Consider the following 23779-nt stretch of genomic DNA (forward strand, 5'->3'; position numbering starts at 1 on the left):
GCGCCAGCCCAGGCGTTCACGCGAGCGCGCGGCGTAGCGAGGACGCCGGGTGCGTCCTCATGGTCCGTGGGCGCTGCAGGGGCATTTACCCGTGCGCGCGGCGTGGCGAGCGGGTTCCGTGGTCAGTCCGGGGAGGGGGCCGCTCCCGCGAATCCGTCGCCGGAATTGGCTTCGAGCCATCGTCGCATGGTGAGTCACCTGGCGGCTTCGCGCCTGTCCAAGCCGTCCTGATCGGCCAGGATAATCCCCACCAGATGATGGTGAAGACGCGCGGGATGTCCATGGTGGAACGGCTCCTCGCGGGTGATGCTGAACCCGCTCCGGCACGGGCTGACATCGGGTGGGGGGGGCGTCAAGCGGCGGCGACGCTCATGCCTCTGCATCGCCGCCGCCGCGTGTCTCTCCGGTTGCTCAGCCCTTGGCCCCGCAGCACTTCTTGTATTTCTTCCCGCTGCCGCAGGTGCAGGGGTCGTTGCGACCCACCTTTGGGGCCGTGCGCTTCTTGGGCTGGGCCTTCTTCTCCTGGCCGTCCTGCGCGCCCTGGTACTGCAGGTCGCCCGCCTTCTCCTTGTGCTGGAACTCCTCCTCGCGCACCTCGGCGCGGATCTGCAGGCGCGAGAGGTGGCGCACCGTGGTGTCCGCGATCATGCCAAGGAGCCCCTGGAACAGCTCGAAGCCCTCGCGCTTGTATTCCTGCTTGGGGTCCTTCTGGCCGTAGCCGCGCAGGCCGATGCCGTCGCGCAGGTGGTCCATGTTCAGCAGGTGTTCCTTCCAGTGCTTGTCCAGGGCTTCCAGCAGGAAATAGCGCAGGATTTCCCCGTAATGGTCCGGCGCGGCGGCCCGGAGCGACTTGAAGCGTTCCACCACGGCCTGGCGCAGCGTCTCCTTGTCGAACGCGCCCTGGGCGGGGTCCCAGCGCAGGTTGAAGGTCTCCTCCATGCGTGCGGCCACGATCTCCAGGTCCTCCTCGGAGGGGCCCTGCTTGGACATCTCCAGGGGGGCGCAGATGTCGTCGATCATCTCGTCCACGAAGTCCAGGAGCACCTCTTCGGGGGCCTCGGTCTCCATGTAGTGGCGGCGGCGGGAGTAGATCACCTCGCGCTGCTGGTTCATCACGTTGTCGAAGTCCAGCAGCTGCTTGCGGATCTCGAAGTTGTGGCCTTCCACGCGCTTCTGGGCGTTCTCGATGGCCTTGGAGACCATGCGGTTCTCGATGGCCTCGCCCTCCTGCATGCCCAGCTTCTCCATGATGCCCTTGAGGCGGTCGGAGCCGAAGAGGCGCATGAGGTCGTCGTCCAGGGCCAGGTAGAAGCGCGAGGCGCCGGGGTCGCCCTGGCGGCCGGAGCGGCCGCGCAGCTGGTTGTCGATGCGCCGCGACTCGTGGCGCTCCGTGCCAAGGATGAACAGGCCGCCCTGTTCCTTTACGCCCTCGCCCAGCTTGATGTCCGTGCCGCGCCCGGCCATGTTGGTGGCGATGGTCACGCGGCCCTTGTGGCCCGCTTCGGCCACGATCTGGGCCTCGCGCTCGTGCTGCTTGGCGTTGAGCACGTCGTGGGGCACGCCCGCCTTCTTGAGCATCTGGGAGAGCATCTCCGACTTCTCGATGGAGATGGTGCCCACCAGCACGGGCTGGCCCTTCTTGTGCAGGTCGCGCAGGTCGTTCACGATGGCCGCGAACTTCTCCTGCTGGGTCTTGTAGATGATGTCGGGATGGTCCAGGCGCACCATGGGCCTGTGGGTGGGGATCACCGCCACCTCCAGCCCGTAGATCTGGCGGAACTCCACGGCCTCGGTGTCGGCGGTGCCGGTCATGCCCGAGAGCTTCTTGTACATGCGGAAGTAGTTCTGGAAGGTGATGGAGGCCAGCGTCTGGTTCTCGCTCTCCACCTTCACGCCTTCCTTGGCCTCCAGGGACTGGTGCAGGCCGTCGGAATAGCGCCGCCCGGGCATGAGGCGTCCGGTGAACTCGTCCACGATGATCACCTGGTCGTCCTTGACGATGTAGTCAACGTCGCGGGCGTAGAGGTGGTGGGCGCGCAGCCCCTGCAGGACATGATGCTGCAGGGAGATGTGGGCCGGGTCGTAGAGGTTCTCAATCTTGAAGATCTCTTCGCAGCGTGCCACGCCCTCGTCGGTGAGCAGCACGGTGCGGGCCTTCTCGTCCTTGGTGAAGTGCACCTCGGGCTTGAGCATGGGGATGGAGGTCGCCACGCGGCTGTACTGCGCCGTGGACTCCTCGGCCGGGCCGGAAATGATGAGCGGCGTGCGCGCCTCGTCGATGAGGATGGAGTCCACCTCGTCCACGATGGCGAAGTTGTGTTCGCGCTGGACCAGGTGTTCCTTGTAGAACTTCATGTTGTCGCGCAGGTAGTCGAAGCCGAACTCGTTGTTGGTGCCGTATGTGATGTCGGCCCCGTAGGCTTCCTTGCGCTCCTCGTCGGTGAGCCCGTGCAGGATGGTGCCCACGCTCAGGCCCAGGTAGTTGTAGATGGCGCCCATCCAGGCGGCGTCGCGCCGGGCCAGGTAATCGTTCACCGTGACCAGGTGCACGCCCTTGCCCGAGAGGGCGTTGAGTACGGCGGGCAGGGTGGCCACCAGGGTCTTGCCTTCGCCGGTCTTCATTTCGGCGATCTTGCCCTGGTGCAGCACCATGCCGCCGATGAGCTGCACGTCAAAGTGGCGCATGTCCATGGTGCGCCGCCCGGCCTCGCGCACCATGGCGAAGACCTCGGGGAGCATCTCGTCCAGGGAGCGCCCGTTGGCGGCCTCCTGGCGCAGCTCGCTGATGCGCGTCTGCAGCTGGCCCTGCTCCAGGGCCTGCATGGCGGGTTCGAGAGAGGTGATCTTGTCGACCGTGGGCGTGAGGCTCTTGAGGTAGCGCTCGTTCTTGGAACCCACGATCATTTTGAGAATGCTTGCGAACATGTCGTCTCCTTGAAATTCCTCACCAGGGACCGCGCAGGGACGCCGCATCCACGGCGTCCAGCCAGTGTCCCGCGAGAACCCCCTCCGGCGCGTGCGAGCGAAGCTGGAACACGCAACCGGAACAGCCGGTCAGTATCCGGTCACCGGGCCGGGGTCCATAGAAATCGAGGCATTGACGCGCCACCTGGGCCGAAAGCCCGGGGGCCGAAAGTTTGAGCGCGCCGCCGAAGCCGCAGCACGGGCCTTGGCCCGTTCCCTCCGCCCGGCCGCCCGTGGCGGCCCGCAAGAGCTCCCGCTCGCCGTCCGCCCCGTGGCAGGGCGCATGGTGGATGATCCGGCCGGGAACCTGCCCCGTCTCCGCGAACTCCACACGCGAAGCCAGCCGGGCCAAAGGCTCGATCCCTTCGCTCCACAGCCGGGCCTCGCCGGGTTCCCAGCCCAGGTCCTCATTGGCGTAGCCGCGCAGAGCCTCCAGGCACGTGGCGCAAAACACCGCCACCAGGGGCCGTCCGGCCGCGCGCCACTCGGACACGTTGCGCCGCATCATCGCGCCGCGCGCCTCCAGAAGGCCCGCTCCGGCGAGCGTCTTGCCGCAGCACGCGAACCCGGGGTCGCCAGACACCGCGTACCCCAGCCCCGTAAGCAGCGCGGCCGCCTTGGCGCTCCATCCCGGCGACACGTGCCGGGCGGCGCAGCCCGCGAAAACTACGGCCTTGCGATCGTTCCCGCAAGCATTGAATCGCACCGGACAAAGCCACGGCTCGAACCCCGGGCCGCCGCCCATGGCCCGCAAATCGCCCAGCGCCGCGCCCAGCGCGCCCGACTTGTACGACGGCAAGAGCCCGGCCACCGTGGCCATCACCGGCCACAACACCCCGGCCCCCGCCACCCAGCGGCCCCACAGCCATCCCTCGAAGCCCGGACTCGTCGCCTTCATCCGAGAAACCGACTCAGCCGCGCTCAATTTGAACGGGCACGCGCCCCGGCAACGACCACACCCCAGGCACATCCCCGCCAGACGCCGCGCCGACGCCGCGTCCACCACGCCGCCAGACGAAGACTCCAGCAAATGCTTCGCGCGCGGCGACAACTGCTCCCGCGACGTGGCCGCGAACAATGGGCACACGTCCAGGCACTTGCCGCACATCACGCAGGACCGGGCAGGGGCGGTCACAAAGCACTCCACGGGGCCGGACGGCGGGAGGGGCGGCAGGGCCGGGCGGCAGGGCGGTCGGAGAATATGCCTCCGGCAGGCAAAGGGCTACGCCCTCTGCACTCCCACTCCGCTTCGCGGGCTTCACCGGCGACGGCAGTCTTGCCTGCAAGACCCTTGCGGCTGCGCCGCCTTTCGCGCGGGGATTCGCGCAAAGCCGCGAATCCCCGCGCGGGGGGCCGTGGCGCTTCGCGCCAGGGGATTGTGAGCAAGAGCTTTCCCTTTGGATTTATGATGGAAATTCCTTGTTCATCGCCGCTTGCGGCGATGGCAGTCCGCCCGGATAAGCGCTGCTATGAGCGCGTTCCCGGCGGGTGTTCGCTGCTGTGAACAGTGCTGTTCCTGGGTGTTGGAGCCCCTGCGCGAGGTCCCGCGCAGGGGCTCCACCACCCAGGAGCAGGAACCGACGACCTGCCCGGTGAAGCCCGCGAAGCAATTGCCGGGTCCAGGGGGGGCTCCCCCCTGGCGGGTGCAGGGCAGCTCCCTGCCGGGGTTTGGGGCGGAGCCCCAACGCCCGTTCAATACGCCTTGCCGGGGTTCATGATGCCGTGGGGGTCGAAGACGGCCTTGACCTGGCGCATGATGCTCACGGCTTCGGGGCCGCGCATGCGTTCGAGCCAGTCCAGCTTGGAGACGCCCACGCCGTGTTCGCCGGAGATGGTGCCTCCGAGTTCGATTGTCAAGGCGAGGACTTCCTGTTTTGCCTGGGCGGCGTGTCGGGCCTGATCCGGTTCGGAGGCGTCGTGCATGAGGCTCACGTGGAGGTTGCCGTCGCCCAGGTGCCCGAAGACCACGGGGACGAGGCCGCGGCTGCGGGCGATGTTCCGGATGCGGGCCACGGCGTTGGCCACTTGTCCGCGCGGCACGGCGATGTCGTCGGAGGCCTTGTTGGGGCCGAAGTGGAAGGCGGCCTGGCTGATCTGTCGCCTGGGGTTCCATAGCCGGTCTTCCTGGGCGGGGGTGTCGCCCTGTTCGAGGAATGCGGGGCTGTGCCGTTCCAGGGCGTTTCGCAGCCGGGCCAGGTCGGCGCGGGCGGACTCGGGGGAGCCGTCCACCTTGAAGAGCAGGGCGGACCGGCCGCCGGCGGGCCAGGGCGCGTCGCCCAGGTGTTCCAGGGCTTCCATGGCCTCGGCGGAGAGGTATTCGAGGGCTGCGGGGAGCACGCCGGAGGCCAGGGCGTCGGCTGCGGCCAGGGGGGCCTGGTCTTCGGCTGCGAAGACGGCCAGGAGCGAGGCGCTGGCCTGGGGCAGCGGGATGAGCTTGAGGGTGGCCTGGAGCACGAAGCCCAGGGTGCCTTCCGCGCCGACGAAGAGTCGCGTGAGATCGAGCCCGGCCACGTCCTTGTGGCAGCGCGATCCGGTCCGGAGGATGGAGCCTCCGGGCAGGGCGGCGTGGAGCCCCAGTACCCAGTCGCGGGTGGTGCCGTACTTGAGGGCGCGCAGGCCTCCGGCGTTCTGGGCCAGGTTGCCGCCGATGGTGGAGTAGGCCACGCTGGCGGGGTCCGGGGCGTAGAGGAGCCCCCGGGCGGCGCAGGCGTCGCGCAGGGCGGCCGTGATCACGCCGGGCTGAACGGTGCAGGCGAAGTCTTCGGGGGTGATCTCCAGGATGCGGTTCAGGCGCGCGGTGGCGATGACGAGGCCGCCTTCCAGAGGCAGGCACGCGCCCACGCGGTTGGTGCCCCGTCCGCGCGGGTAGACAGGGATGCGCTCCAGGTGGGCCAGGCGCAGGGTCTCGACCACCTGTTCGGGGCGCTCCGGCAGCACGGCGGCCCAGGGCTGGGCGCGGCCACGGCTGGCGTCCGCGCCGTAGACAAGGAGTTCGGCCGGGTCGGTGACCAGGGCGTCGCCGGGGTAGATGTCGCGCAAGGCGCGCAGGGCGGAGGATGACAGGAATGCTGGCATGAGGTCTGCTCGCCGGGGTTTTGATGCGTCTTGCGCAGGCTAGGGAACCGTCGGGGTGGGCGGGATTGCCGTTTGTGCCGAGTTGATGAGCAGCCTGGTGAAGGCGATGCCAAGTTCCCGGCCGTCCTGAGGGGCGAAGGTCGCTTCCGGGTTGGCCGTATCATGGTTCCAGGCTTTCAGCTTGAAGCTGAGAGTGTTGATGCCTTTTACCGTGTGAAGCGTCGTTGCGGTTTCGGCAGCTGGCGCCAGCCAAGGGGTTACGCTGAGACTCTTGTGATCGGCAATTGGCGTGCCGTTGAAAAGTACAAGCACATCCTGTGCGTTGATGGGGTTTGAGAATGCGTACTCGATGTTGATGTCCCGTGGGCTTTCTTCGATGAGGCGAATTGTTGCTTCCGGTCCCATGGTCCAGCGGTAAGAGACGCCGTCGGATGTCTCTATATCGCCGATGCCGGATTCGGAGGTTTCCAGGGTTGAAGAGACGAAGTGCTCGCTGTTTATGGTGTTGGCATAAATCCGGATGTTCTTGATGCCAAGGACCGTGTTGTCGATGTTCATGTACCCAGGGTGCGTAGATTTCCGTTCCATAAAAAAGCGGAGTGTGAGGATGTCCTGGCTGTGGTTGCGTATGAACGCAACAGCTCGACCTGAGTCGTCGAATTGAAGCTTGGCGTCGTAGAACGATGCGCCGTCAAAACTGTACTCGGCGCGAAGGATGTCCTTCTCGGGGTACTGGCAGGATGATTGAACTTGTACTTTGAAGAATACGTCGTCGGTTGTCTTTGGCATTGATACGCTGTAGTCGAAGTGTGACAAGGTGTCGTTTGCATGAGGTATGATTGTGAATCCGAATGTTAGTAATATGTTGATGTTGCGAATGTTTGTCGTTCTTTCGAGAAATGATAACGGTTCTGCTGTGAGCGTCAAGGACTTTGGGAACGATGTCATGGAGTCCTGAATGTGTTGCACAGGGATTGTGTAGATGTGGCCCCATGGGAAGGCATCATCGCTGGCGGAGGGGTATTTCTTGAGGAATTCATTTTCGTTGGATGCAAGGTGCGAGAAGTCTCCAAAAGTAATGATGCGAAACTTGTCGATGTTATGGTGTGTTGTGAGAAATACGTTGCTGAAAAGAGTTTTGCCCGATCCCGAGGCGTACCATTGGGCAGCATCCAGCCAACTGCTGTCTGTGGGCACGGGGAGAATATTTTGGTCGGTCTCCACGAGCGATTCGGCGACCTGTTTGTACGTTCCCGTGTGGCTGTCCATGGAGTAATACCTGTTGCCTGTTATTGTGGTGTAGATTATGGCAATGTATGCAATGGCCAAGGTTGCCATGCAGAATCTGATGTGGCCTATAATGTTGTAAAGTCCATTTGCGATGATGATGATTGCAGGGGCCATGAGGAAGGTGAGGTGCCACGCGTTGAAGTAGGAGCTGTAGCGGATGATTGCGAGCGGGATGGCTGGAACTGTGCAGTATAGGGCGAGAAGTGCCGTTCTCTTTCTTGCCTCTCCAGGGGTGAGAAATGCGCATGCCGCGAGCGGGATCAGAATCAATGAAATCCATGGAGTTGTCCACGGCAAGATATTCTCTGGAATTAGTTCGAAATACCGTACAATGGTATCCAGTGGATTGCCGGGTGTGCCTGTGGAATATTTTCCAAGAAGAAAGAGTGCCGTTGGTATGTATGCCAGTGAAACGATCGCGGAGAACCATAGTCCGCGTTTGAAGCAGTTTGAATTGCGTTCAAGCAGGCAGGAAACAAGGACTATGCAGCATTGCGCTCCAATGATGAGCACGGTCAGGAATTGCAACGGGGCAAAGAGACAGTTTGTGATGAAAGTTAGGGCAATCCAACGACGTTTATGTTCGTCAATGAACCGGAACGTCCAGTAGATCGAGAATGTCGAGAGAAGAATGATGAGCGAGTAGGGCCGAACTTCGCGTGATAGGAGGATATGGAGGCTGTTTATGGAGAGAATGCCTACCGATATGACTGCAACGCGATCGCCATAGAGTTTCCTGGCAAGGAAGAAGATGGCCGCGATGGAGAGTATGCCTGCCAAGGCAGAAGGAAGGCGCAGGACGAAATCGTTTGTTCCAAAAGACATCATGGCCTTGATAAACAAATGGTAATACGGCGGGTGCGTGTCGATGCCGGTCGTTGCGCGTTCTATGATGTAGCGAGCGTCATGTTTTGCTGCCAGCGGAACAACGATTTCGTCGAGCCACATCGAAGGAACATCAAGAGCATGCAGGCGCATTGCAGCCGCGGCGAGGATCATGAATGCAAGAAGCACAATCGATTTAGCGCCGACTTTGTTGGGGTGGCTCATGTAAAGCGTGTTCCGTAAGGATGGAGTTTGAAGAGAGCTTCAGGAGAGCATGTAGCGCAGGGCGTAGCCGAAGGAGGGATAGGCCCACGCGATGTCCATGATCTCGCTCTGCCGCAGCCCCAGGCGCATGACGAGCATGGCCTGGTTGGCCACTTCGGCGGCGGCCTCGCCCAGGTAGGCGATTCCCAGGAGGCGTCCGCCGTCGGGTTCCAGCAGGAGCTTGTAGCCGGAGCGGCGGATGCCCAGGCGGGTGAGTTCGGGCCATGTGAGGTCCCGGGCCTGCCTCACCTCGAAGGGGACGCCCGCCGCGCGGGCCTGGGCCTCGGTGAGCCCCACGGCGGCCAGGGGCGGGTGGGTGAAGACGCAGCTGGGCACGAGGGAGTGGTCGGGCCGGACGTGGTCGCCCTCCAGGATGTTGGCGGCCACGGCCTTGGCCTCCATGACGGCCGTGGGGGTGAGCTGGGCGATGCCCGCGGCGTCCCCGGCGGCGTAGACCTTGGGGTTGGTGGTCTTGAGGAAGGGGTCCAGGACGAGGCGGCCGTTGCGGGACTCGATGCCTGCGGCGTCGAGGTCCAGCCCGTCCAGGTCCGGCACGCGCCCCGAGCCGTTGACCACCAGGTCCGCTTCGAGCGTCGCGCCGTTCTCCAGGCGCACGGCCAGTCCCGAGGCGGTCCGTTCGACGCGGCGCGGCGGCGCGCCGGTGAGGATCTCCACGCCCAGTTCCCGGGAGGCTTCCAGGAGGGCTTCCACCATCTCGGGCTCGAAGCGGCGCAGGAGCCGGTCGCCCCGGGCGGCAACGGTGACCCTGGCCCCTGCGATGGCCGCGATCTGGGCGAACTCCAAGGCGATGTACCCGCCGCCCAGGAAGAGGATGCGCCCGGGCAGCTCCTTGAGGTTCAGGAAGTCGTCGCTGGTGGCCAGGAGCTCCGCGCCGGGGATGTCCAGGGCGTGGGGCCGCGAGCCGGTGGCCAGCAGGATGTGCCCTGCGCTCAGCTCCTGGCCGTCCACCAGCAGGGTTTCCGTTCCGGTGAAGCGGGCGCGGCCGTGGTAGAGGTCGATGCCGGCCATTTCCAGCGAGGCTTCGGCGCGGGGGGGCACGGAGTCCACATAGGACTGCTTGAGCGCCGCCAGCTCCGGCCAGCTGACGGAGAGCTGGCCGCGCACCCCGTTGCGGCGGCCCATCTCGCGGGCGCGGGCAACGGCGTGGGCGGTCTCGGCGAGCACCTTCTTGGGCTCGCAGCCGCGCAGGGCGCAGGTGCCGCCGAAGTCCCCGCCTTCGGCCAGGGCCACGGAGCGTCCGGCTTTGACCAGGATGCGGGCGGCGGTGGCCCCGGCCGCGCCGGAGCCGATGACGAGCACGTCGTAGGATGGGGACATGGTTCCTCCCGTGGGGCCGTTTCGCTGTCCGGTCTACGCCAGGAAGGAGTGCCGGACAAGGGCGTCGCGAGGCTTGCCCTGAGGGGCGTGTCGAGGTATTGGTCTGAAACGGTCTGTAAATCTTCTGTATGGTGATGCCAATGAGCGGTGGGACGGCGAAATCCGTCAAGGAGGACATCTCCAGGGCGGTCGGTTACGCGAGGCGATTCATGGCTATCAAGGCGTTGAACTCCGCGAGCAGCGCCTTCGAGGCCTATTCAACAAGCACCAGCATCATGGGCCGGGCCAAGTTCGAGTTGGAGGTGCTGCTCCTGGACATGCTGCGCGAACTGGAGCTGGTGCCCGACATCAAGGCCCAGCTGCGCGGTGGGCTCAAGTTCCGGAAGGGCGACGAGCAGCTCTTCGCCAAGGCCCTGGCGGCCCTGGCCCAGCACCTGGAGCATATGGATAAGAGCGCCAAGGATGCGGCCCTCCAGGACAAGCTTTCGCGCATCGAGCAGGCCTTCGACAAGGCCCGCGAGGCCCTGCGGGAGAAGAACCTGCCCACGGCGCGGCGCGTGCTCAACACCGTGTGCGAACGCTACCCCGACGAGAAGGGCATCTTCACCCGCGCGGCCAAGATGCTGGCCGAGGCGGGGCTGCAGTCCGACGTGATCCCCTTCGCGGAAAAGGCCATGGAGATCGACCTCAAGGACGCCCAGGCCTATGGCCTGGCCGTGGAGGCCTGCCGCCAGATCGGCGAGCTGCCCAAGGCCGAGACCATCCTGCGCGAGGCCCTGAAGGCCTTCGGCGCGCATCCGAAAACCTACGTTTCCCTGGCCAAGGTGCTCTACCAGATGGGTCGCTGGGACCAGGCCTACGACGCCGCCCGCTCCGCCCAGGACCGCGACCCAAACCTCGCGGAGGCCCGCGAGATCGTGGAACTCACCGAGAAACGGGTGATGGGCTAGCGGCGCCTCGCGCCCAGGCGTTGCCCGCGTCGTGCGCATCCGCCCGGGCAGCGGGTTGAGCTAGCGCACCAGCCTTTTGCGCATGCCCCGCACCGCCAGGGGGTAGAACACCGCCGCCACGCCCGCCAGGTAGAGGGCGCTCCAGAGCACGCCCGGGCCGGTCATGCCCAGGCTGGCGGCGCGGCAGGCGCGCGTCAGGTGGTAGAGCGGCAGGAACTCCGCCAGCCCCGAGGCCCAGGCGGGCAGCCCGTCCACCGGGAAGAACGCCCCCGAGAAGAGGAACATGGGCGTCACGAAGAGGAAGATGGGCAGGTTGAACATCTCGATGGTGGGCGTGAGCGCGGTGATCCACATGGCCACGCAGGCGAAGGCCAGCCCGCCCAGCGCCGAGAGCGGCACGAGCAGAAGCCCCTGTGGCAGGTCGATGAGCCCGAAGGCCGCGATCACCGGGCCCATCACCAGGGTCCCGGCCACGGCCTTGGTGGCCCCCCAGAGAATCTCCGCCGTGATCACGTCCTCCAGGGAGAGCGGCGTGGCCAGCATGGCGTCGAACGTCTTCTGATAGTACATGCGCACGAACGAGGCGTAGGTGTTCTCGTAGAAGGATTGCCACATCACCGAGGCCGCCACCAGGCCCGGGGCCACGTAGGCCGTGTAGCCCACCTCCACGCCGTTCACGCGCACCGCGCCCACCATGGACCCCAGCCCGGCCCCGAAGGCCAGGATGTACAGGGCGGGCTCGGCCAGGGGGGGGATGAAGTTCACCTGCCAGGTGCGCAGGTACACCAACAGGTTGCGCCGCCAGACGCGCCACAGACGCCAGGAAAGATTCTCGAAGGGGCTCATTCGCGCAGGTCCCTCCCGGTGAGGCGCAGGAACACGTCTTCCAGCGAAGAGGGCCGGGCCAGGGACTGCCCCGGGGGCAGGGCGCGGCGCAGAGTCTCCAGCTCCTCGAAGCCGTCGGCGAACACCAGCAGCCTGCGGCCGAAGTCTTCCACATCGAAGCCCGAGGCCTCCACCATGGCCCGGGCGCGTTCCTCGGGGTCCACCAGTTCCAGCACGGCCCGCCCGGCGTGGGAGGCCACGATGTCCGCCGGAGCGCCGCCGGTGAGGGCCTTGCCGTGGTCCATGATGAGCAGGTCGTCGCAGAGCGTGGCGGCTTCTTCCAGGTAGTGCGTGGTCAGAAGGATGGTCAGGCCCTTTTCGCGCAGGTCGCGCAGGCGGTCCCAGAGCAGGTGGCGCGACTGGGGGTCGAGCCCGGTGGTGGGCTCGTCCAGGATCAGCAGTTCGGGCTCGTTCACCAGGGAGCGCGCCAGCATGAGGCGGCGGGCCATGCCTCCGGAGAGGTCGCGCACGTCGGCGTCGGCCTTGGCCTCCAGGGCGAAGAAGGCGAGCAGCTCGTCGGCGCGGCGCTTGGCCTCGCGGCCGGGCACGGCGAAGTAGCCTGCGAACACCAGCAGGTTCTGGCGCACGGTGAGGTCCGGGTCCAGGGCGTTGTCCTGCTGGCAGACGCCCAGGCGGGCGCGGACGGCGCGCCAGTGCCGGGCCACGTCCTGGCCGAAGACTCGCAGCTCGCCACCGGTGCGGGGCGAGAAGCCGTAGATCATGCGGATGGTGGAGGTCTTGCCCGCGCCGTTGGGGCCTAGCAGGCCGAAGATGCGGCCTTTTTCCACGCGCAGGTCCAGGCCGTCCACGGCCTTGAACCCGGCGAAGTGTTTGCGCAGGCCCACGGCCTCGACGACAGCGTTCATGAAGGGGCTTCTACAGGATCAAGGGGCGTCGCGCCAGACCCCGGCGGCCCGCTCAGGGGGCGGGCGACACGTCGAACTCGCCGGTGACGGGGGTGCGCCGCACCACCAGGTCCCACTCGCCGTTGCTCCCCATGCGCGGGGCCGCCGCGGCCAGGAGGGCGCGGAACACGGCCTCGCGCTGGTCCACATGGGCGTGGGCCGAGGCGGTGACGCGCCAGAGCTGGCGTGCGGGGCGTCCGGCGCGTTCGGCCAGGGCGTCCATGGCGCGCAGGTCCAGCACGAAGAGATGCTCCAGGGCCGCGCCCTGGTGGGGCGTTTCCTCGGCCACCAGCCCGAAGCGCAGGGAGACGATCACGTCGCACTGCTCGGGCGAGGCGGCGCGGGTGAGGCCGTGGGCCTCCAGGGCCTTGGCCAGGGCCACGCGCTGGCGGTGGTTCTCGTGGGCGGCGGGGTCGGCGTCGACGTGGCCGTGGCGCAGGAAGAAGTGGGCCGGTTCCAGCGCATCGGGGCCTGCCGAGGCTTCCACCCGGGCGCGGGTGGCCGGGGCGGCGCAGGCGGCCAGCAGGGGCAGGACGGCCAGCAGGGCCAGGGCGCGCAGACGGGGAGCGGCGACGATCATCTTCTTCTAAAACCAGAGGGCGGCGGGCGCGTCAAGGCCCGGGCGCGAGGCGATGCGGATTGTTGTCAGTGGGGGCGCAACATGGTATAAATCTTATAGAGAGTCATACTTTTACGGTATGGTTTGAAGATGTCTTCGGCTTGTTAAGCGGAGCATAGGGCGGGGAGCATCCATTGCTGAAAGACATCCTCACGGAGAATCCCGGAGTCGCCTTGCAGTATCTGAAGGTGTCCGAGGGCGGCGTCTACCTGAAGCCGACGCTGGTGCAGACTGTGCTGGGCTCGTGCCTCGGGGCGGCCTTCCATCTGCCCGGCAAGGGGATCGGGGCCTTCTTCCACGCCTTCCTGCCGCGCCGGGACGATTACGGCTACCAGGATAAAGGCCCCGTCTACAAGTTCGTGGACACGGCCATCGAGCACGTGATCGGTGAATTCATGCGCATGGGCGTGAACCCCAGGGCGTTGCGGGTGACGCTGCTTGGCGGCTCCAACGGGCTCGTTGACGAGCGGGGCGGCGTGGGGCTCAAGAACGTGGAGGCCGCCTACGAGGCCCTGTCCCGCCATCGCATGACCCCCTACCAGGTGGACACGGGCGGCGGGAAGGGGCGTCGCGTGTTCTTCCTCACGTCCACGGGCGAGGTGGAAGTGGGTCTGTTGTCGGGGGCCGGGAGATTGGGCGGGCCGGTGCTCAAGCCGAAGGCGGCCGCGTTGTGGGCAGCGGCGAGGGCTTCAACCGGCAGATGAGGCGTCGGTGGCCCTGGCGTCTTCCAGAACACCCTGGGCGAAGCTCTTGCGGTTGGCGTAGGTCATGGCGTCCACGAAGCGGGCGGCGGCCTCCAGGTCGGGCGTGGCGTGCACGTGGACCTGGCGTCCGGAGAGGTGCTCGTTGTTCACGTAGTTGAGCACGTAGTAAATCAGATAGCGCGAACTGGTGCGGAAGATGGCGATGGTCAGCAGGTGGGTCTTGTTCTGGGCCTCGGGTTCCAGGCAGTCGCCCTCGGCGTGGTAGAAGCCCAGGAGACGGCCCTTGAAGGTCATGGTCTGGTCGCCCCGGGCCAGACGGTAGGTGCGCGCCTTGCCCAGTTGGGTGGAATTGATGTCTTTTTCGCGAAGCGTGCGCAGGAAAGGGAACATGGAGACTCCGGGCCGGGCGTTGCGACGCCGCGTCTCTCCCTATAACGCGCAAGAGACCGTGGCGCAAGTCCGCCCGGCCGGGAGCGCGGAAATGCGGTCCGGGGCGCTTGCATGGCAGACCCGCCCGGGGCATAATGGGGCATGGCCCATTTCCCGGACTCCGCCATCCGGCCCGCGTCGGCCGTCCCCCGTTCCCCGGGCCTTGCGGACCAGCCCTCGGACCGCCCCCCAGGACGTTTGCCGGGCCACCCCGTGGAACGCCCAGCGACGGAGCCTTCCCTTGATGCGCTGGTGGCCGGGAGCGCCGCGCAGGGCCGCGCGGCGGCCCGCCAGGCGGCTCTGCAGTCCCTGCCCTCCCAGCCCGGCGGTTCGCGCGCGGGGCTGCCCGACGAGCTTTCCGGGCGCGGGCGCATCATCAATCTGGTGACCTGACCCTCCACCATGCGCATCTTCTTCATTCTTTGCGCGACTTTCGCGCTTCTGGCATGCCTCGCGGCCTGCGACGCGCCCCCGCCCTCGGGGCCGCGCGTGCTGGAGTGGGGTGAGGCAGGCGTGGGCGACGTGGCGCGCGTGGTGGACGCCACGGGGGTGATCCGCGTGCGCCCCGGCGGACAGATCCGCGTGGGCAGCCGCCTCAAGGGGCAGGTGACGGAGCTCTTCGTGCGCACCGGCGACGTGGTGCGCGCGGGCCAGCTGCTGGCCGTGCTGGACGACCGCGAACTCCAGACCCAGCGCCAGGCGGCCCTTGCCCGCCTGGAGGCCGCGCGAAACGAGCTGGAGCGCGTGGAAAGCCAGCGTGCCAAACGCCTGGAGGAGGCCGGGGCCACCCTGGACGCCGACAAAAACCGCCAGGCCTACGAGGCGCGCCGACTGGAGCGCCGCCGCCAGCTCTCCGTCCAGGGGCACATCCACCAGGACGACCTGGAGGCCTCCCGGCGCGACGAGGCCTCCTCCACCCAGTCCGTGGCCCAGGGCCGCGCCCGCCTCGACCGCGTGGACGTCGAGGCCCGCCGGGACGCCCAGCGCGCGGCCAAGGCCCTGGAAGAGGCCCGGGCCAAGGTGGACGAGATCGACGCCTACCTCTCCATGACCCGCGTGGAGAGCCCCATCGACGGCATCGTGGGCCAGGTGCACACCCAGAAGGGCGAGCAGGTGGTGGCGGAGCTTGAGTCCGTGAGCATCGTCACGGTCATCGATCCGCGTTTCCTGGAGCTGCGCGTCTACGTGAACGAGGCCGACGCCGCGGGCATCAGGCCGGGCATGCCCGTGCGCTTCTTCCAGGCCGTCCGGCCCAAGGAAATCTACGGCGCGGTGATCGACCGCGTTTCCCCCTCGCCCGAAACCGTGGACCGCATCCTTTATTTCCCGGCCATGGCCAGCCTGGCTCCGGCGGCGTCGCTCATCCTGCGCCCGGAGATGACGGTGCAGTGCGCCGTGCTGGTGGAGGATCTCAAGGGCGTGCTCAGCGTCCCGGCCCAGGCCGTGGTGGAGCGCGGCGGGCGTCGCGTGGTCTATGTGGACGACGGCCAGGGGCGCGCCAGGCCCGTGGAGCCCGTCTTCGGGACGCGCGGCGCCGGTCGGGTGCAGGTGCTCTCGGGCCTTGAACCCGGCACGCGGGTCGCCCTGTCCCTGGCGTGGGACCCTCAAGGTGTCAGGTAAGAACCAAGCCCTCTTCGCGTGGACGGATCGCTTCATTGCGGGTAATGCATGCCGCAACCGTTGGAGGTGACAATGTTCGAGACCGTGGACCGCGAAAAAACCCTGATCCGCCGCAAGCTGGCCCAGATGCGCAAGAGGCCCCATCTGCCCGCGCCGCTCCTGGACCTGGCCGAAAAGGTGCTGGAGATGCAACTCGCCGCGCGCGTCGAAGCCGCCGCCACTGTCTTTGCCCCCGGGGAGCTGACCCCGGTGGACCAGGTGATCGCCGGGGCTTCGCTGCTCCCCAGGGAGCGCTTCCCCCTGGAGATGGACCCGGCGGGCCGACTCTTCACCGACCTGGCCGGAGCGCTCGCGGACCTCGGCGGACCGGCCGCGCAGGCGGCTGCGATGGTTCTTGCCGAGGGCAGTGGGTTCATGGAAAACGCCCTGCGCGCATACCTGGCCGGGGACGAGGCTTTCTTCACGGAATTCTCCGGGCGCACGCCCCAGGCCCCGCGCACCCTCAACTTCCTCGCCCAGTGCGCCGTCACGCCCCAGGCCACCGCCCTGGCCGAGGCCCTGAGCCTCACGCTGCCCCAGGACAGGACCTGGGAGCAGGGCAGCTGTCCGGTCTGCGGCAGCCTGGCCTTCCAATCGGCCCTGGTGGGCAAGGAGGGCGTGCGCCACAACGCGTGCTCCTTCTGTCGCGCCAGCTACCGAACCTTCCGGCTGCAGTGCCCCTATTGCCACGAGCGCGACGCCACCAAGCTGCGCTTCTTCGTGGCCGAAGAGGAGCCCGGCTACCGCGTGGACACCTGCGAGACCTGCAAGGGCTACATCAAGACCACCGATTTCAGGGAATACGACCGCCCGAGCCTGCCCGCCCTGGACGATCTGGAGTCCATGACCCTGGACATCCTGGCCATGCGCCAGGGGTACCTGAGGCCCACTCCCTCGGCCCTGGGCTTCTAGTGTCGCGTCCTCGCGGTCCCTCCGGGAGGAGGGCCGCGACGCGGGCCTGAACATGGACGGATCGGCCCTGGTCCTCGTCCGGCCCGCTCCGCAGCGGGGGGGCTCGCCTGCCCCGCACCCTGGCGCGTAAGGCATCCTCCACGATCTTGCCGACGGGGCCGCCGTACGGCCGGTCCATCGATCCGGCGGGGAGTTCCACTCCCGTGGCACTGGCCTGCCCGCTCCGGGTGTGTTACCACTGCGCGCCATGGAAATGCCTGGCCACCCGACCGGATCACCGGAGCCCCTCGCCGAGGGTCCGCCGCCCTCCCAGGGGGACGGCCCCTGCGTCGCGCCGTCCGTCCACGAAGAGGAGGCGGCCCGCGAGCGTCTGGCCGCCCTGTGCCGGGAGATGGGTGTGGACTGCTGCCCCCGCTGCCGTTCGGAGCGGGTCTACCGCCTGCGCTCCGGGCGGTTGCGTTGCGGCGGCTGCGGCTACACCTTCCACGAACTCACCGGTCGCTTTATGGGCACGGGCGGGCTTTCACGCGTGCAGTGGCTGCGGCTGATCGATCTTTTCGCGGCCGAAACCCCCGTGAAGGACGCGGCCGTGGCCCTGGGCGTGGCCTACAACACGGTCTACAAGGCCGTGGACGCCCTGCGTCAGGCCATTCTGGCCCAGGCCATCGACGCCCGGCAGATCATGAACGCCCTGGCCACGCGCGGAGGCGGGGTCTGGCCCCCCGTGTTCGGCGTGATGGTGCGCGAGAACTGGGTGTTCGTGGACCTGGTGCACGGCGTGGAGGCGGCGGACCTGACGCTTTTCAAACTGCACTTCCGTCTGAAGACCTCGCGCGTGGGCTCGGCGGTGTACACCGGCCCCATGCGGGGCTACCTCGGGCTGGTGTGCTGCGGTGGGCCGGAGTGGCTCACCCCGGCCCTCAAGGCCCGGGACCTGGGCCTGCCCCTGGATGAAGGCGGCGGCTTCTGGGATTTCTTCAAAAACCGTCTGTTGCGCTTCCAGGGCGTTTCTGCGGAAAAATTCCCTTACTATCTCAAAGAATTGGAATATCGCTGGAACCACCGGGGCACCCCCATGCCCCCCCAGCTGCTGCGCGTGGCCCTGGCCTTCCGGCCGGACTGGCTGGAATAGACGGCGAGCCGCCTGAACGGCGGCAACCCTCCGACGCCGGGGCCCGCGGGCGCGCCGCCCGGGGGCTGTACGGCCTTGAAAGCCCCATGGGAGGCCAGGCCCCCGCAGGAGACAAAAAAGACCCGTCCTCCCCTGGGGGAGGCGGGCCTTTAAGGATTCGCGGGGGAAGGGACTACCAGCGGGCCGGGCGGCGTTCGCGGGGGCGGGCCTCGTTCACCTTCATGGTGCGGCCGCCGAAGTCCGCGCCGTTGAGGGCCTGGATGGCCTCCTTGGCGCCGCTCTCGTCCATCTCCACGAAGCCGAAGCCCCGGGGGCGTCCGGTTTCGCGGTCGTTGATGAGCTTCACGGAATTCACCTGGCCGTAGGCCTCGAACAGCTGACGGACCTGATCCTCGGAGGCGCTGAAAGGCAGATTGCCGACGTAGATGTTCGTCACCATACTCAAAGATGCTCCTGCAAGAGGTTACCACAATCGGCCGGGCTTTCCGGCCGTTTCATGCAGTCTGGACCCGTCGGCAGTATCTTTGTGAGCGCCCAAAGGGTCGATCCGCTCGAAGCCCGTTACGGGTGGTCCGCAGGGCGAAACGGCGAACTCATGTAAAGGCGGCGGTAGCTGGATTTGAATAGTGCGTCAATAAAAAAAACCGGCAAAACAAGGATTTTGACGAATTCGTCAGGCCTTTTCCACCAGCAGGGCGCGCAGCGCGTCCTCCTCGTTGCGGTGCAGCGAGGCGATTTCAGCCAGGCCCGAGGCCTCGAACACCCGGCGGAAGTTCTCCGGCCTGCAGGAGATGGCCACCCGCCCGCCCTTGGCCGCGTGGGACTCGATGATCCCCGTGAGCCCGGCGATGCCCGCCCCGTTCACCGAAGAGCACTCCGAAACCGTGACGAGAAGCGGCGTGTCCCCGGCGAGCCCGGCCAGTTCACGCGCCACGCTCTCGATGCCAGAGGATAGATTGCCTGCGATGTCGAGCACTTTGGCCCATTCCATCTCGCGCAGGGTGGTGACGGGGTTGCAGGCCTCCAGGCGGCGGATGCGCTTCTCGGCCCGCTGCAGGGCGTTGGCCAGGGCCTCCTGGGCGATGGGTTTGTCGATAAAGTCCGTGGCCTTGAGGTTCAAGGCGGCAAGGGCCAACTCCACGTCGCCGTGGCCGGTGATGACGATCACCTCGGTGTCGGGCTTGCCGGATTTGATGCGCGAAAGCACCTCCATGCCGTCGATGCCCGGCATCTTGATGTCGGTGATCACGATGGGAAAATGATCGTTCTCGAAGAGTTCCAGCCCCTTTTCGCCCGAATCGGCAGGCACTGGGCTGTAGCCCATGGCCTCCAGGAGCAGTTCGAACATGGCCAGGGTGGGCCGCTCGTCGTCGATGACCAGAATTCGCATGGAACGCCTCACGATCGTGCACGCGGGAAGCTGAGCTTGAAGGTCGTGCCTTCGCCGACCTCGCTGCCCACCTGGATGTCCCCGCCGTAATCCTTGATGATGCCGTAGGAAATCGCCAGCCCCAGGCCCATGCCTTCTCCAGCCCGCTTCGTGGTGAAGAAGGGCTCGAAGATTTTGCGCAGGTCCGCCGGAGCGATGCCCGTGCCCGTGTCGGAGACGCTCACGCAGACGTGTCCACCCTCCGTCCAGGAACGGATCGCGATCTCACCCTCGCCGCTTGCCTTGGACAATATGGCATCCCGGGCATTGGACACAAGGTTGAAAAACACCTGTTCCAGGCGGTTCGCGTGGGCCAGAATGGGAGGCAGGCCGTCGCCCTGGTCCAGATCAACGCGGATATTTTGGAGTTCCAGCTGCTTGCCGATGATGGTGAACACGCCCCGGATGGGGGTGTTGATGTCCACGGCCCCCGGCGTGGGGCCGGACTTGCGCCCGAATTCCCTCAGGTGGTTGATGATGCCCGCCGCGCGGTCCACCTGGGCGCTGATCTCCTCGGAGACCTGCCGGAAGCGGTCTCGCGACAGCTCCATGCGGCTCTGGGCGGCCAGGCGCAGGAAGTCGCTGCCCAGCTTGATGGCGTTGAGGGGCTGGTTGAGCTCGTGGGCCATGCCCGCGCTCATTTCGCCCAGGGTCTTCATCTTGCTGGCCTGGATGAGCTGGGCGTCCTTTTCCACCAGGTCGGTCACGTCGGTGGCCGAGAAGATCACGGCTTCCTTGCCGCGGTAGTTGGCCATGGTGGCGTGGATGTTCACGTAGATCTGGCGACCTTCGCGCGTGACGTGGGTGGCCTTGGTGTAGAGCACGTGGTCGCCGGGGCAGCCCTCGGTGATGAAGGTGCGCACGCCGGGCTGGTCCGAGGAGGGCTCGATGCTGTCGATGGTCATGCCGGAGAACTGGCGCTTGGTGTAGCCGTAGAGCTCCTGGGCGCGCGGGTTGGCGTCCAGGAAGCGGCGGGAGGTCACGTCGAGCACCAGGAAGGGGTCGGGGTTGGCGTCGAAGAGGGGGCGGTAGCGCTCTTCGGATTCGCGCAGGCGGTGGCGGTAGAGCTTGATGGACCAGACCATGTTGGCGAAGGCGTCGGCCAGCTGGACCACCTCGTCGCCGAAGCGGTGGCGGTAGAACTTGCAGGGGTTGCAGGTGCCGGGGCGTCGGGCCTGCCCGGGCGCCAGTTCGTCCAGGTGCCAGCAGGGGAGGTCCGTGTCGCCATATGCCGGGCATTCCACGGGGTTCCAGGGCGGCCCGCCCAGGTCCAGGGGCTGGTCGAGCTTGCCCCGGCTGATGGATTCGGCCGCCCGCGTGAGCTTGGCGAGGGGGTCCACCACGTAGCCAGAGAGCACCAGGGCGATGAAGAAGATGATCACCACCACAAGGGAGATGAACCCCAGGAAGGTGAGGCGCAGCTTGGAGACCAGGGAGTCCATGTGGCTCTGGCGAAGGCCCACGTGCACACGGCCCAGGGTGTATATGCCCTCCTGTACGGGCACGGACATGTCCACGGCCTCGTCGTGCTCGAAGACCACGGGGCGCGGGCGGCTGTCCTGGTTCTCCACGGGCCCCACGGCATCGAGCAGCGCCCGGGGGAAGGGCCGGGTGAAGGTGTGGGCCAAGAGCTTCGCCTCGTTGTCCACGATGAAGATGTAGGCCACCAAGGCCTTGCGCTCGCCCAGTTGGGCGGCGTCGAAGAGCAGGGCCACGAGCCCGGCGCGGTCCTGGTCCAGGATGAAGCCGCCGCCGCGCTCGGCGATGGACTGGGCGATGGCCAGCCCGCGCTGTTCCAGCTCATGGCTCAGGCTGTTCACCAGAATGCCCCGGGCCAGCAGGGCGATGACGCCGCTGATGAGCAGGATCACCCCGGCCGTGGCCAGGAAGATCTTGTTGCGCAGCGAGAGTTTGCGGACGCGGTTGAGCATGTCGCGCTGGTTTTGTCTGGCGCGCCGCGGCTAGTCGCAGCCGCGCGGGGCGAAGGGCCTGGCCCAGTCGGTGACGAGCACGAAGCGACCTTTCTCGAGCTTGGTGAAGTAGACGCGCTCCAGGCCCTGATGGTCGCCGGGGCCGTAGGCCAGGGTGTCGGCAAGGCCCAGGGAGTAGTCGCGGATGGACTCCACGGCCTCGATGAAGCGTTCGCGGTCCGGGTCGGGGCCGGCGCGGCGCAGGCCCTCCACGAGTACTTTGGCGTTGATGAAACCCTCCAGGCCCACGGCCGTGGGCGGGTGGCCCGGGTAGGACTGGTTGAGCAGGTCGTCGTATTCCTTGACGCCCCAGAGCAGGGCCTGGGTCTCGGGGAGGTCGGGCGGGGGCATCACCTGGGAGACGAGCACCTTGGCGCGTTCGTCCGGTCCCAGGGCCTTGGCGATCTCCTCCGCGCCCACGAAGGAGACGGCGTAGAAGACCATGTCGGGGTTGTGCTCGCGCGCGAGCTTGATGAACTTGGCCGAGGGGGCCGAGGTTCCGATGATCACGGCGGCCTGGGCCTGGCTCTCCAGGATTTTCCAGAGGCCGTCCTCCACGTCCATGGTGCCGCGCACGTAGGAGCCCCGGGCCACGGGGGTCATGCCGTAGGTCTTGAGGGCCAGCTCCGCGCCCTTGAGGCCGTCGAAGCCGTAGGCGTCGAACTGGTAGAACACGCCGATGCGCTTGAGCCCCAGGTTCTCGATGAGGTGGCCCACGGCGGCGGCGGTCTCCTGGTAGTAGGAGGGGCGCACGTTGATCACGTAGCGCTGGAAGGGCTCGCGCAGGTCGTAGGCGCCGGTGAAGGAGCCCACCAGGGGGATGCGCGCCTCGGAGAGCATGGGCAGGATCCGCGTGGTGGTGGGGGTGCCCACATAGCAGGAGAGGGCGAAGACTTCGTCTTCCACGATCAGGCGCTGGGTGTTGGCCACGCAGCGGGGCGGGTCGTAGCCGTCGTCGTGGGCCACCAGGGTGATCTGTCGGCCGTGCACGCCGCCCCGGGCGTTCACGTGGCTCAGGTAGGCGGTGGCGCCGCGCAGGGTTTCCTGGCCCAGGTAGGCGGCATGGCCCGAGAGCGGCAGGCTCGCGCCGATGCGGACCTCCGTGGGCGTGATGCCGAGCTTCCCCGTCTGGGGCTGGGGAGGCGGCGGGGGCTGGCAGGCCGACAGCGGAAGAATCAGCGCCAGGAGCAGCAGGGCCGCCTTGGCCAGGGCCGGGCGCGGAAGCGTCATTTCAGGTCCGCCAGGGCCTTGGCCAGCTGGCCGAGGTCCGGCCGGGCGTTGATGTCGTGCACGTCTATGAAGCGGATCACCCCGGCCTTGTCGATGACGAAGAGCGCCCGTTCCGAGACGCCCTCGGGGCGCAGGACGCCCAGCCTGGCGGAAAGCCCACCGTGGGGCCAGAAGTCCGAGGCGGCCTTGAACCACACCCCGCCCATCTCCACGATCCAGGCGTTGAGGCTTGGCAAGTTGTCGCAGGTGACGCCCAGCAGGGCCGCGTCGTGCTTCTCGAAGATCTCCTTGGCGAGGTTGTAGCCTGGCCACTGGCCGGAGCACACGGGGGTCCAGGCGGCGGGCACGAAGGAGATCACCAGGTTCTTTTTGCCCAGGTAGTCGGCGAGGCGCGCGCGGGAGCCGTCGGTCGCGGGCAGGTCGAAGTCCGGGGCCTTGTCGCCCACCTTGACGGCCAGCACGGAGTCCACGGGCTTGAGCTGCCCGGGCTGGTAGATCAATTCCGGCGGCACGGCTTTCTGGGCGGCGGCCGCCGCCGGGAGCAGAGCCAGGAGCAAGGCCAGGGGGAAAGCGAGACGCCGCATGGTCATTTGCCTCCGATGCCCGCCTTGGCCAGGGCCTGGTTCAGGAAAGCCTCGGCCGAGGAAACGCAGCCCAGGTGGCCTTCGACCACCGTGAAGCCCGGACCCGAGCGCGCCAGCACGTAGTAGTAGGGGGTGCCCACCTGGCCGAGGGCCTTGTAGACGGAGAAATCCTGGTCCGGGATGAGCGGCAGGCGCAGGGCGAACTTTTCCCGGAAGACGTTCACCTCGAAGGCTGAGTTGCCCGCGCCCAGGCCCACCAGCTTCACCTTGCCGGAGAGCCCCCGGTCCTTGATGATCTGGTGCATCTTGGCCAGTTCGGGGGCGTCGCGCTGGCAGAAGGGGCAGTACATGGAGAAGACCACCAGGATGACGGCCTGGGCCTTGATGTCCTTGAAGGCGAAGGGCTTGCCGGGGGCCACCCCCAGTTCCTTGGCCTCGGCATCGGAGATCGGCCCCTTGAATGCGAGGTCCGGGAAGGCCTGGCCCTCGGCCAGGGGCTTCATGGATGGAGAGACCGAGGCATCCGCAGCGAGGGCGGGCGCATGCAAAAGAAGGCAACAAAGCAACATCAGGATATGGATGCGGAGCGTCATCGTCGACCTGCCTTGAAATGAT

At 67.0% G+C, this 23779-nt stretch carries 21 protein-coding genes and 1 pseudogene; 6 read left to right on the forward strand and 16 right to left on the reverse strand.

The annotated features are described in order from the left end of the window. Positions 1–411: 411 nt before the first annotated feature. The 6 genes and pseudogenes from secA to NNJEOMEG_RS06470 form a co-directional block, all read right to left on the reverse strand. Positions 412–2925 (reverse strand): preprotein translocase subunit SecA, encoded by a 2514-nt coding sequence (gene secA, locus NNJEOMEG_RS06450; protein ID WP_173082499.1) that lies wholly within the window; start codon positions 2923–2925, stop codon positions 412–414. Positions 2926–2944: 19 nt separating this feature from the next. Next, complete coding sequence (locus NNJEOMEG_RS06455; RefSeq protein WP_235956861.1) at positions 2945–3862, reverse strand: heterodisulfide reductase-related iron-sulfur binding cluster; 918 nt, start codon at positions 3860–3862, stop codon at positions 2945–2947. 36 nt (positions 3863–3898) lie between these two features. After that, positions 3899–4072: pseudogene (locus NNJEOMEG_RS20545) on the reverse strand (4Fe-4S dicluster domain-containing protein); the annotation flags it as partial. Positions 4073–4656: 584 nt separating this feature from the next. Beyond that, on the reverse strand, positions 4657–6039 hold the full coding sequence (locus NNJEOMEG_RS06460) for an FAD-binding oxidoreductase (protein ID WP_173082501.1): 1383 nt from the start codon (positions 6037–6039) through the stop codon (positions 4657–4659). Between the two features lie 39 nt (positions 6040–6078). Then, the gene (locus NNJEOMEG_RS06465) at positions 6079–8379 is read right to left on the reverse strand and encodes a glycosyltransferase family 39 protein (RefSeq protein WP_173082503.1); all 2301 of its coding nucleotides are present in this window, start codon (positions 8377–8379) and stop codon (positions 6079–6081) included. Positions 8380–8418: 39 nt separating this feature from the next. Then, a complete protein-coding gene (locus NNJEOMEG_RS06470) occupies positions 8419–9756 on the reverse strand; it encodes a dihydrolipoyl dehydrogenase family protein (RefSeq protein WP_173082505.1) in 1338 nt (445 codons plus the stop codon). Between the two features lie 209 nt (positions 9757–9965). Between NNJEOMEG_RS06470 and NNJEOMEG_RS06475 the strand changes: the two genes are divergently transcribed. Then, complete coding sequence (locus tag NNJEOMEG_RS06475; RefSeq protein WP_173082507.1) at positions 9966–10706, forward strand: tetratricopeptide repeat protein; 741 nt, start codon at positions 9966–9968, stop codon at positions 10704–10706. 60 nt (positions 10707–10766) lie between these two features. On the opposite strand, the gene NNJEOMEG_RS06480 is transcribed toward NNJEOMEG_RS06475, so the two are convergent. From NNJEOMEG_RS06480 to NNJEOMEG_RS06490, 3 genes are read right to left on the reverse strand one after another with little or no spacing between them, the layout of a single operon-like run. Beyond that, positions 10767–11552, reverse strand: a complete 786-nt coding sequence (locus NNJEOMEG_RS06480) for an ABC transporter permease (RefSeq protein WP_173082509.1) — start codon at positions 11550–11552, stop codon at positions 10767–10769. Then, positions 11549–12457, reverse strand: a complete 909-nt coding sequence (locus tag NNJEOMEG_RS06485; RefSeq protein ID WP_173082511.1) for an ABC transporter ATP-binding protein — start codon at positions 12455–12457, stop codon at positions 11549–11551. The genes NNJEOMEG_RS06480 and NNJEOMEG_RS06485 overlap by 4 nt, the downstream gene beginning before the upstream one ends. A 52-nt stretch (positions 12458–12509) precedes the next feature. Continuing rightward, positions 12510–13076: a hypothetical protein gene (locus NNJEOMEG_RS06490; RefSeq protein WP_173082513.1), complete on the reverse strand. Its 567-nt coding sequence runs from the start codon at positions 13074–13076 to the stop codon at positions 12510–12512. Between the two features lie 173 nt (positions 13077–13249). Between NNJEOMEG_RS06490 and NNJEOMEG_RS06495 the strand changes: the two genes are divergently transcribed. Next, positions 13250–13819: a chemotaxis protein CheD gene (locus NNJEOMEG_RS06495; protein ID WP_173082515.1), complete on the forward strand. Its 570-nt coding sequence runs from the start codon at positions 13250–13252 to the stop codon at positions 13817–13819. Here NNJEOMEG_RS06495 and NNJEOMEG_RS06500 read toward each other — a convergent pair. Further along, a complete protein-coding gene (locus NNJEOMEG_RS06500; RefSeq protein WP_173082517.1) occupies positions 13805–14209 on the reverse strand; it encodes a hypothetical protein in 405 nt (134 codons plus the stop codon). The genes NNJEOMEG_RS06495 and NNJEOMEG_RS06500 overlap by 15 nt on opposite strands. 252 nt (positions 14210–14461) lie before the next feature. On the opposite strand from NNJEOMEG_RS06500, the gene NNJEOMEG_RS06505 reads away from it, so the two are divergent. The 4 genes from NNJEOMEG_RS06505 to NNJEOMEG_RS06520 all read left to right on the forward strand — a co-directional run bounded on the left by NNJEOMEG_RS06505 (position 14462) and on the right by NNJEOMEG_RS06520 (position 17951). Further along, on the forward strand, positions 14462–14641 hold the full coding sequence (locus NNJEOMEG_RS06505) for a hypothetical protein (protein WP_173082519.1): 180 nt from the start codon (positions 14462–14464) through the stop codon (positions 14639–14641). Positions 14642–14650: 9 nt separating this feature from the next. Beyond that, a complete protein-coding gene (locus NNJEOMEG_RS06510; RefSeq protein ID WP_173082521.1) occupies positions 14651–15868 on the forward strand; it encodes an efflux RND transporter periplasmic adaptor subunit in 1218 nt (405 codons plus the stop codon). A gap of 72 nt (positions 15869–15940) precedes the next feature. Next, positions 15941–16819, forward strand: coding sequence for a formate dehydrogenase accessory protein FdhE (locus tag NNJEOMEG_RS06515; protein WP_173082523.1), 879 nt, complete (start codon positions 15941–15943; stop codon positions 16817–16819). A gap of 253 nt (positions 16820–17072) precedes the next feature. After that, positions 17073–17951: a transposase gene (locus NNJEOMEG_RS06520; protein ID WP_173082525.1), complete on the forward strand. Its 879-nt coding sequence runs from the start codon at positions 17073–17075 to the stop codon at positions 17949–17951. A gap of 172 nt (positions 17952–18123) precedes the next feature. Here NNJEOMEG_RS06520 and rbp read toward each other — a convergent pair whose 3' ends face one another. The 6 genes from rbp to NNJEOMEG_RS06550 form a co-directional block, all read right to left on the reverse strand. After that, on the reverse strand, positions 18124–18390 hold the full coding sequence (rbp, locus tag NNJEOMEG_RS06525; protein ID WP_173082527.1) for an RNA-binding regulator: 267 nt from the start codon (positions 18388–18390) through the stop codon (positions 18124–18126). Positions 18391–18624: 234 nt separating this feature from the next. Beyond that, positions 18625–19341, reverse strand: coding sequence for a response regulator (locus NNJEOMEG_RS06530; RefSeq protein ID WP_173082529.1), 717 nt, complete (start codon positions 19339–19341; stop codon positions 18625–18627). A gap of 8 nt (positions 19342–19349) precedes the next feature. Continuing rightward, on the reverse strand, positions 19350–21311 hold the full coding sequence (locus tag NNJEOMEG_RS06535) for an ATP-binding protein (RefSeq protein WP_173082532.1): 1962 nt from the start codon (positions 21309–21311) through the stop codon (positions 19350–19352). A 30-nt stretch (positions 21312–21341) separates the two neighbouring features. Next, positions 21342–22580, reverse strand: coding sequence for an ABC transporter substrate-binding protein (locus tag NNJEOMEG_RS06540; protein ID WP_173082534.1), 1239 nt, complete (start codon positions 22578–22580; stop codon positions 21342–21344). Then, positions 22577–23164, reverse strand: a complete 588-nt coding sequence (locus tag NNJEOMEG_RS06545) for a redoxin domain-containing protein (RefSeq protein ID WP_173082536.1) — start codon at positions 23162–23164, stop codon at positions 22577–22579. The genes NNJEOMEG_RS06540 and NNJEOMEG_RS06545 overlap by 4 nt, the downstream gene beginning before the upstream one ends. Before the next feature lie 2 nt (positions 23165–23166). After that, positions 23167–23667 (reverse strand): peroxiredoxin family protein, encoded by a 501-nt coding sequence (locus tag NNJEOMEG_RS06550; RefSeq protein ID WP_235956857.1) that lies wholly within the window; start codon positions 23665–23667, stop codon positions 23167–23169. Positions 23668–23779 lie beyond the last annotated feature (112 nt).

The sequence above is a fragment of the Fundidesulfovibrio magnetotacticus genome (assembly GCF_013019105.1).
GTDB lineage: Bacteria > Desulfobacterota > Desulfovibrionia > Desulfovibrionales > Desulfovibrionaceae > Fundidesulfovibrio > Fundidesulfovibrio magnetotacticus.

Excerpts from the sequence above, each read along its gene's own strand:
- secA (WP_173082499.1), bottom strand. The coding sequence starts at position 2,925 with ATGTTCGCAAGCATTCTCAAAATGATCGTGGGTTCCAAGAACGAGCGC.
- NNJEOMEG_RS06455 (WP_235956861.1), bottom strand. The coding sequence starts at position 3,862 with ATGAAGGCGACGAGTCCGGGCTTCGAGGGATGGCTGTGGGGCCGCTGG.
- NNJEOMEG_RS06460 (WP_173082501.1), bottom strand. The coding sequence starts at position 6,039 with ATGCCAGCATTCCTGTCATCCTCCGCCCTGCGCGCCTTGCGCGACATC.
- NNJEOMEG_RS06465 (WP_173082503.1), bottom strand. The coding sequence starts at position 8,379 with ATGAGCCACCCCAACAAAGTCGGCGCTAAATCGATTGTGCTTCTTGCA.
- NNJEOMEG_RS06470 (WP_173082505.1), bottom strand. The coding sequence starts at position 9,756 with ATGTCCCCATCCTACGACGTGCTCGTCATCGGCTCCGGCGCGGCCGGG.
- NNJEOMEG_RS06475 (WP_173082507.1), top strand. The coding sequence starts at position 9,966 with ATGGCTATCAAGGCGTTGAACTCCGCGAGCAGCGCCTTCGAGGCCTAT.
- NNJEOMEG_RS06480 (WP_173082509.1), bottom strand. The coding sequence starts at position 11,552 with ATGAGCCCCTTCGAGAATCTTTCCTGGCGTCTGTGGCGCGTCTGGCGG.
- NNJEOMEG_RS06485 (WP_173082511.1), bottom strand. The coding sequence starts at position 12,457 with ATGAACGCTGTCGTCGAGGCCGTGGGCCTGCGCAAACACTTCGCCGGG.
- NNJEOMEG_RS06490 (WP_173082513.1), bottom strand. The coding sequence starts at position 13,076 with ATGATCGTCGCCGCTCCCCGTCTGCGCGCCCTGGCCCTGCTGGCCGTC.
- NNJEOMEG_RS06500 (WP_173082517.1), bottom strand. The coding sequence starts at position 14,209 with ATGTTCCCTTTCCTGCGCACGCTTCGCGAAAAAGACATCAATTCCACC.
- NNJEOMEG_RS06510 (WP_173082521.1), top strand. The coding sequence starts at position 14,651 with ATGCGCATCTTCTTCATTCTTTGCGCGACTTTCGCGCTTCTGGCATGC.
- NNJEOMEG_RS06515 (WP_173082523.1), top strand. The coding sequence starts at position 15,941 with ATGTTCGAGACCGTGGACCGCGAAAAAACCCTGATCCGCCGCAAGCTG.
- NNJEOMEG_RS06520 (WP_173082525.1), top strand. The coding sequence starts at position 17,073 with ATGCCTGGCCACCCGACCGGATCACCGGAGCCCCTCGCCGAGGGTCCG.
- rbp (WP_173082527.1), bottom strand. The coding sequence starts at position 18,390 with ATGGTGACGAACATCTACGTCGGCAATCTGCCTTTCAGCGCCTCCGAG.
- NNJEOMEG_RS06530 (WP_173082529.1), bottom strand. The coding sequence starts at position 19,341 with ATGCGAATTCTGGTCATCGACGACGAGCGGCCCACCCTGGCCATGTTC.
- NNJEOMEG_RS06535 (WP_173082532.1), bottom strand. The coding sequence starts at position 21,311 with ATGCTCAACCGCGTCCGCAAACTCTCGCTGCGCAACAAGATCTTCCTG.
- NNJEOMEG_RS06540 (WP_173082534.1), bottom strand. The coding sequence starts at position 22,580 with ATGACGCTTCCGCGCCCGGCCCTGGCCAAGGCGGCCCTGCTGCTCCTG.
- NNJEOMEG_RS06545 (WP_173082536.1), bottom strand. The coding sequence starts at position 23,164 with ATGCGGCGTCTCGCTTTCCCCCTGGCCTTGCTCCTGGCTCTGCTCCCG.
- NNJEOMEG_RS06550 (WP_235956857.1), bottom strand. The coding sequence starts at position 23,667 with ATGAAGCCCCTGGCCGAGGGCCAGGCCTTCCCGGACCTCGCATTCAAG.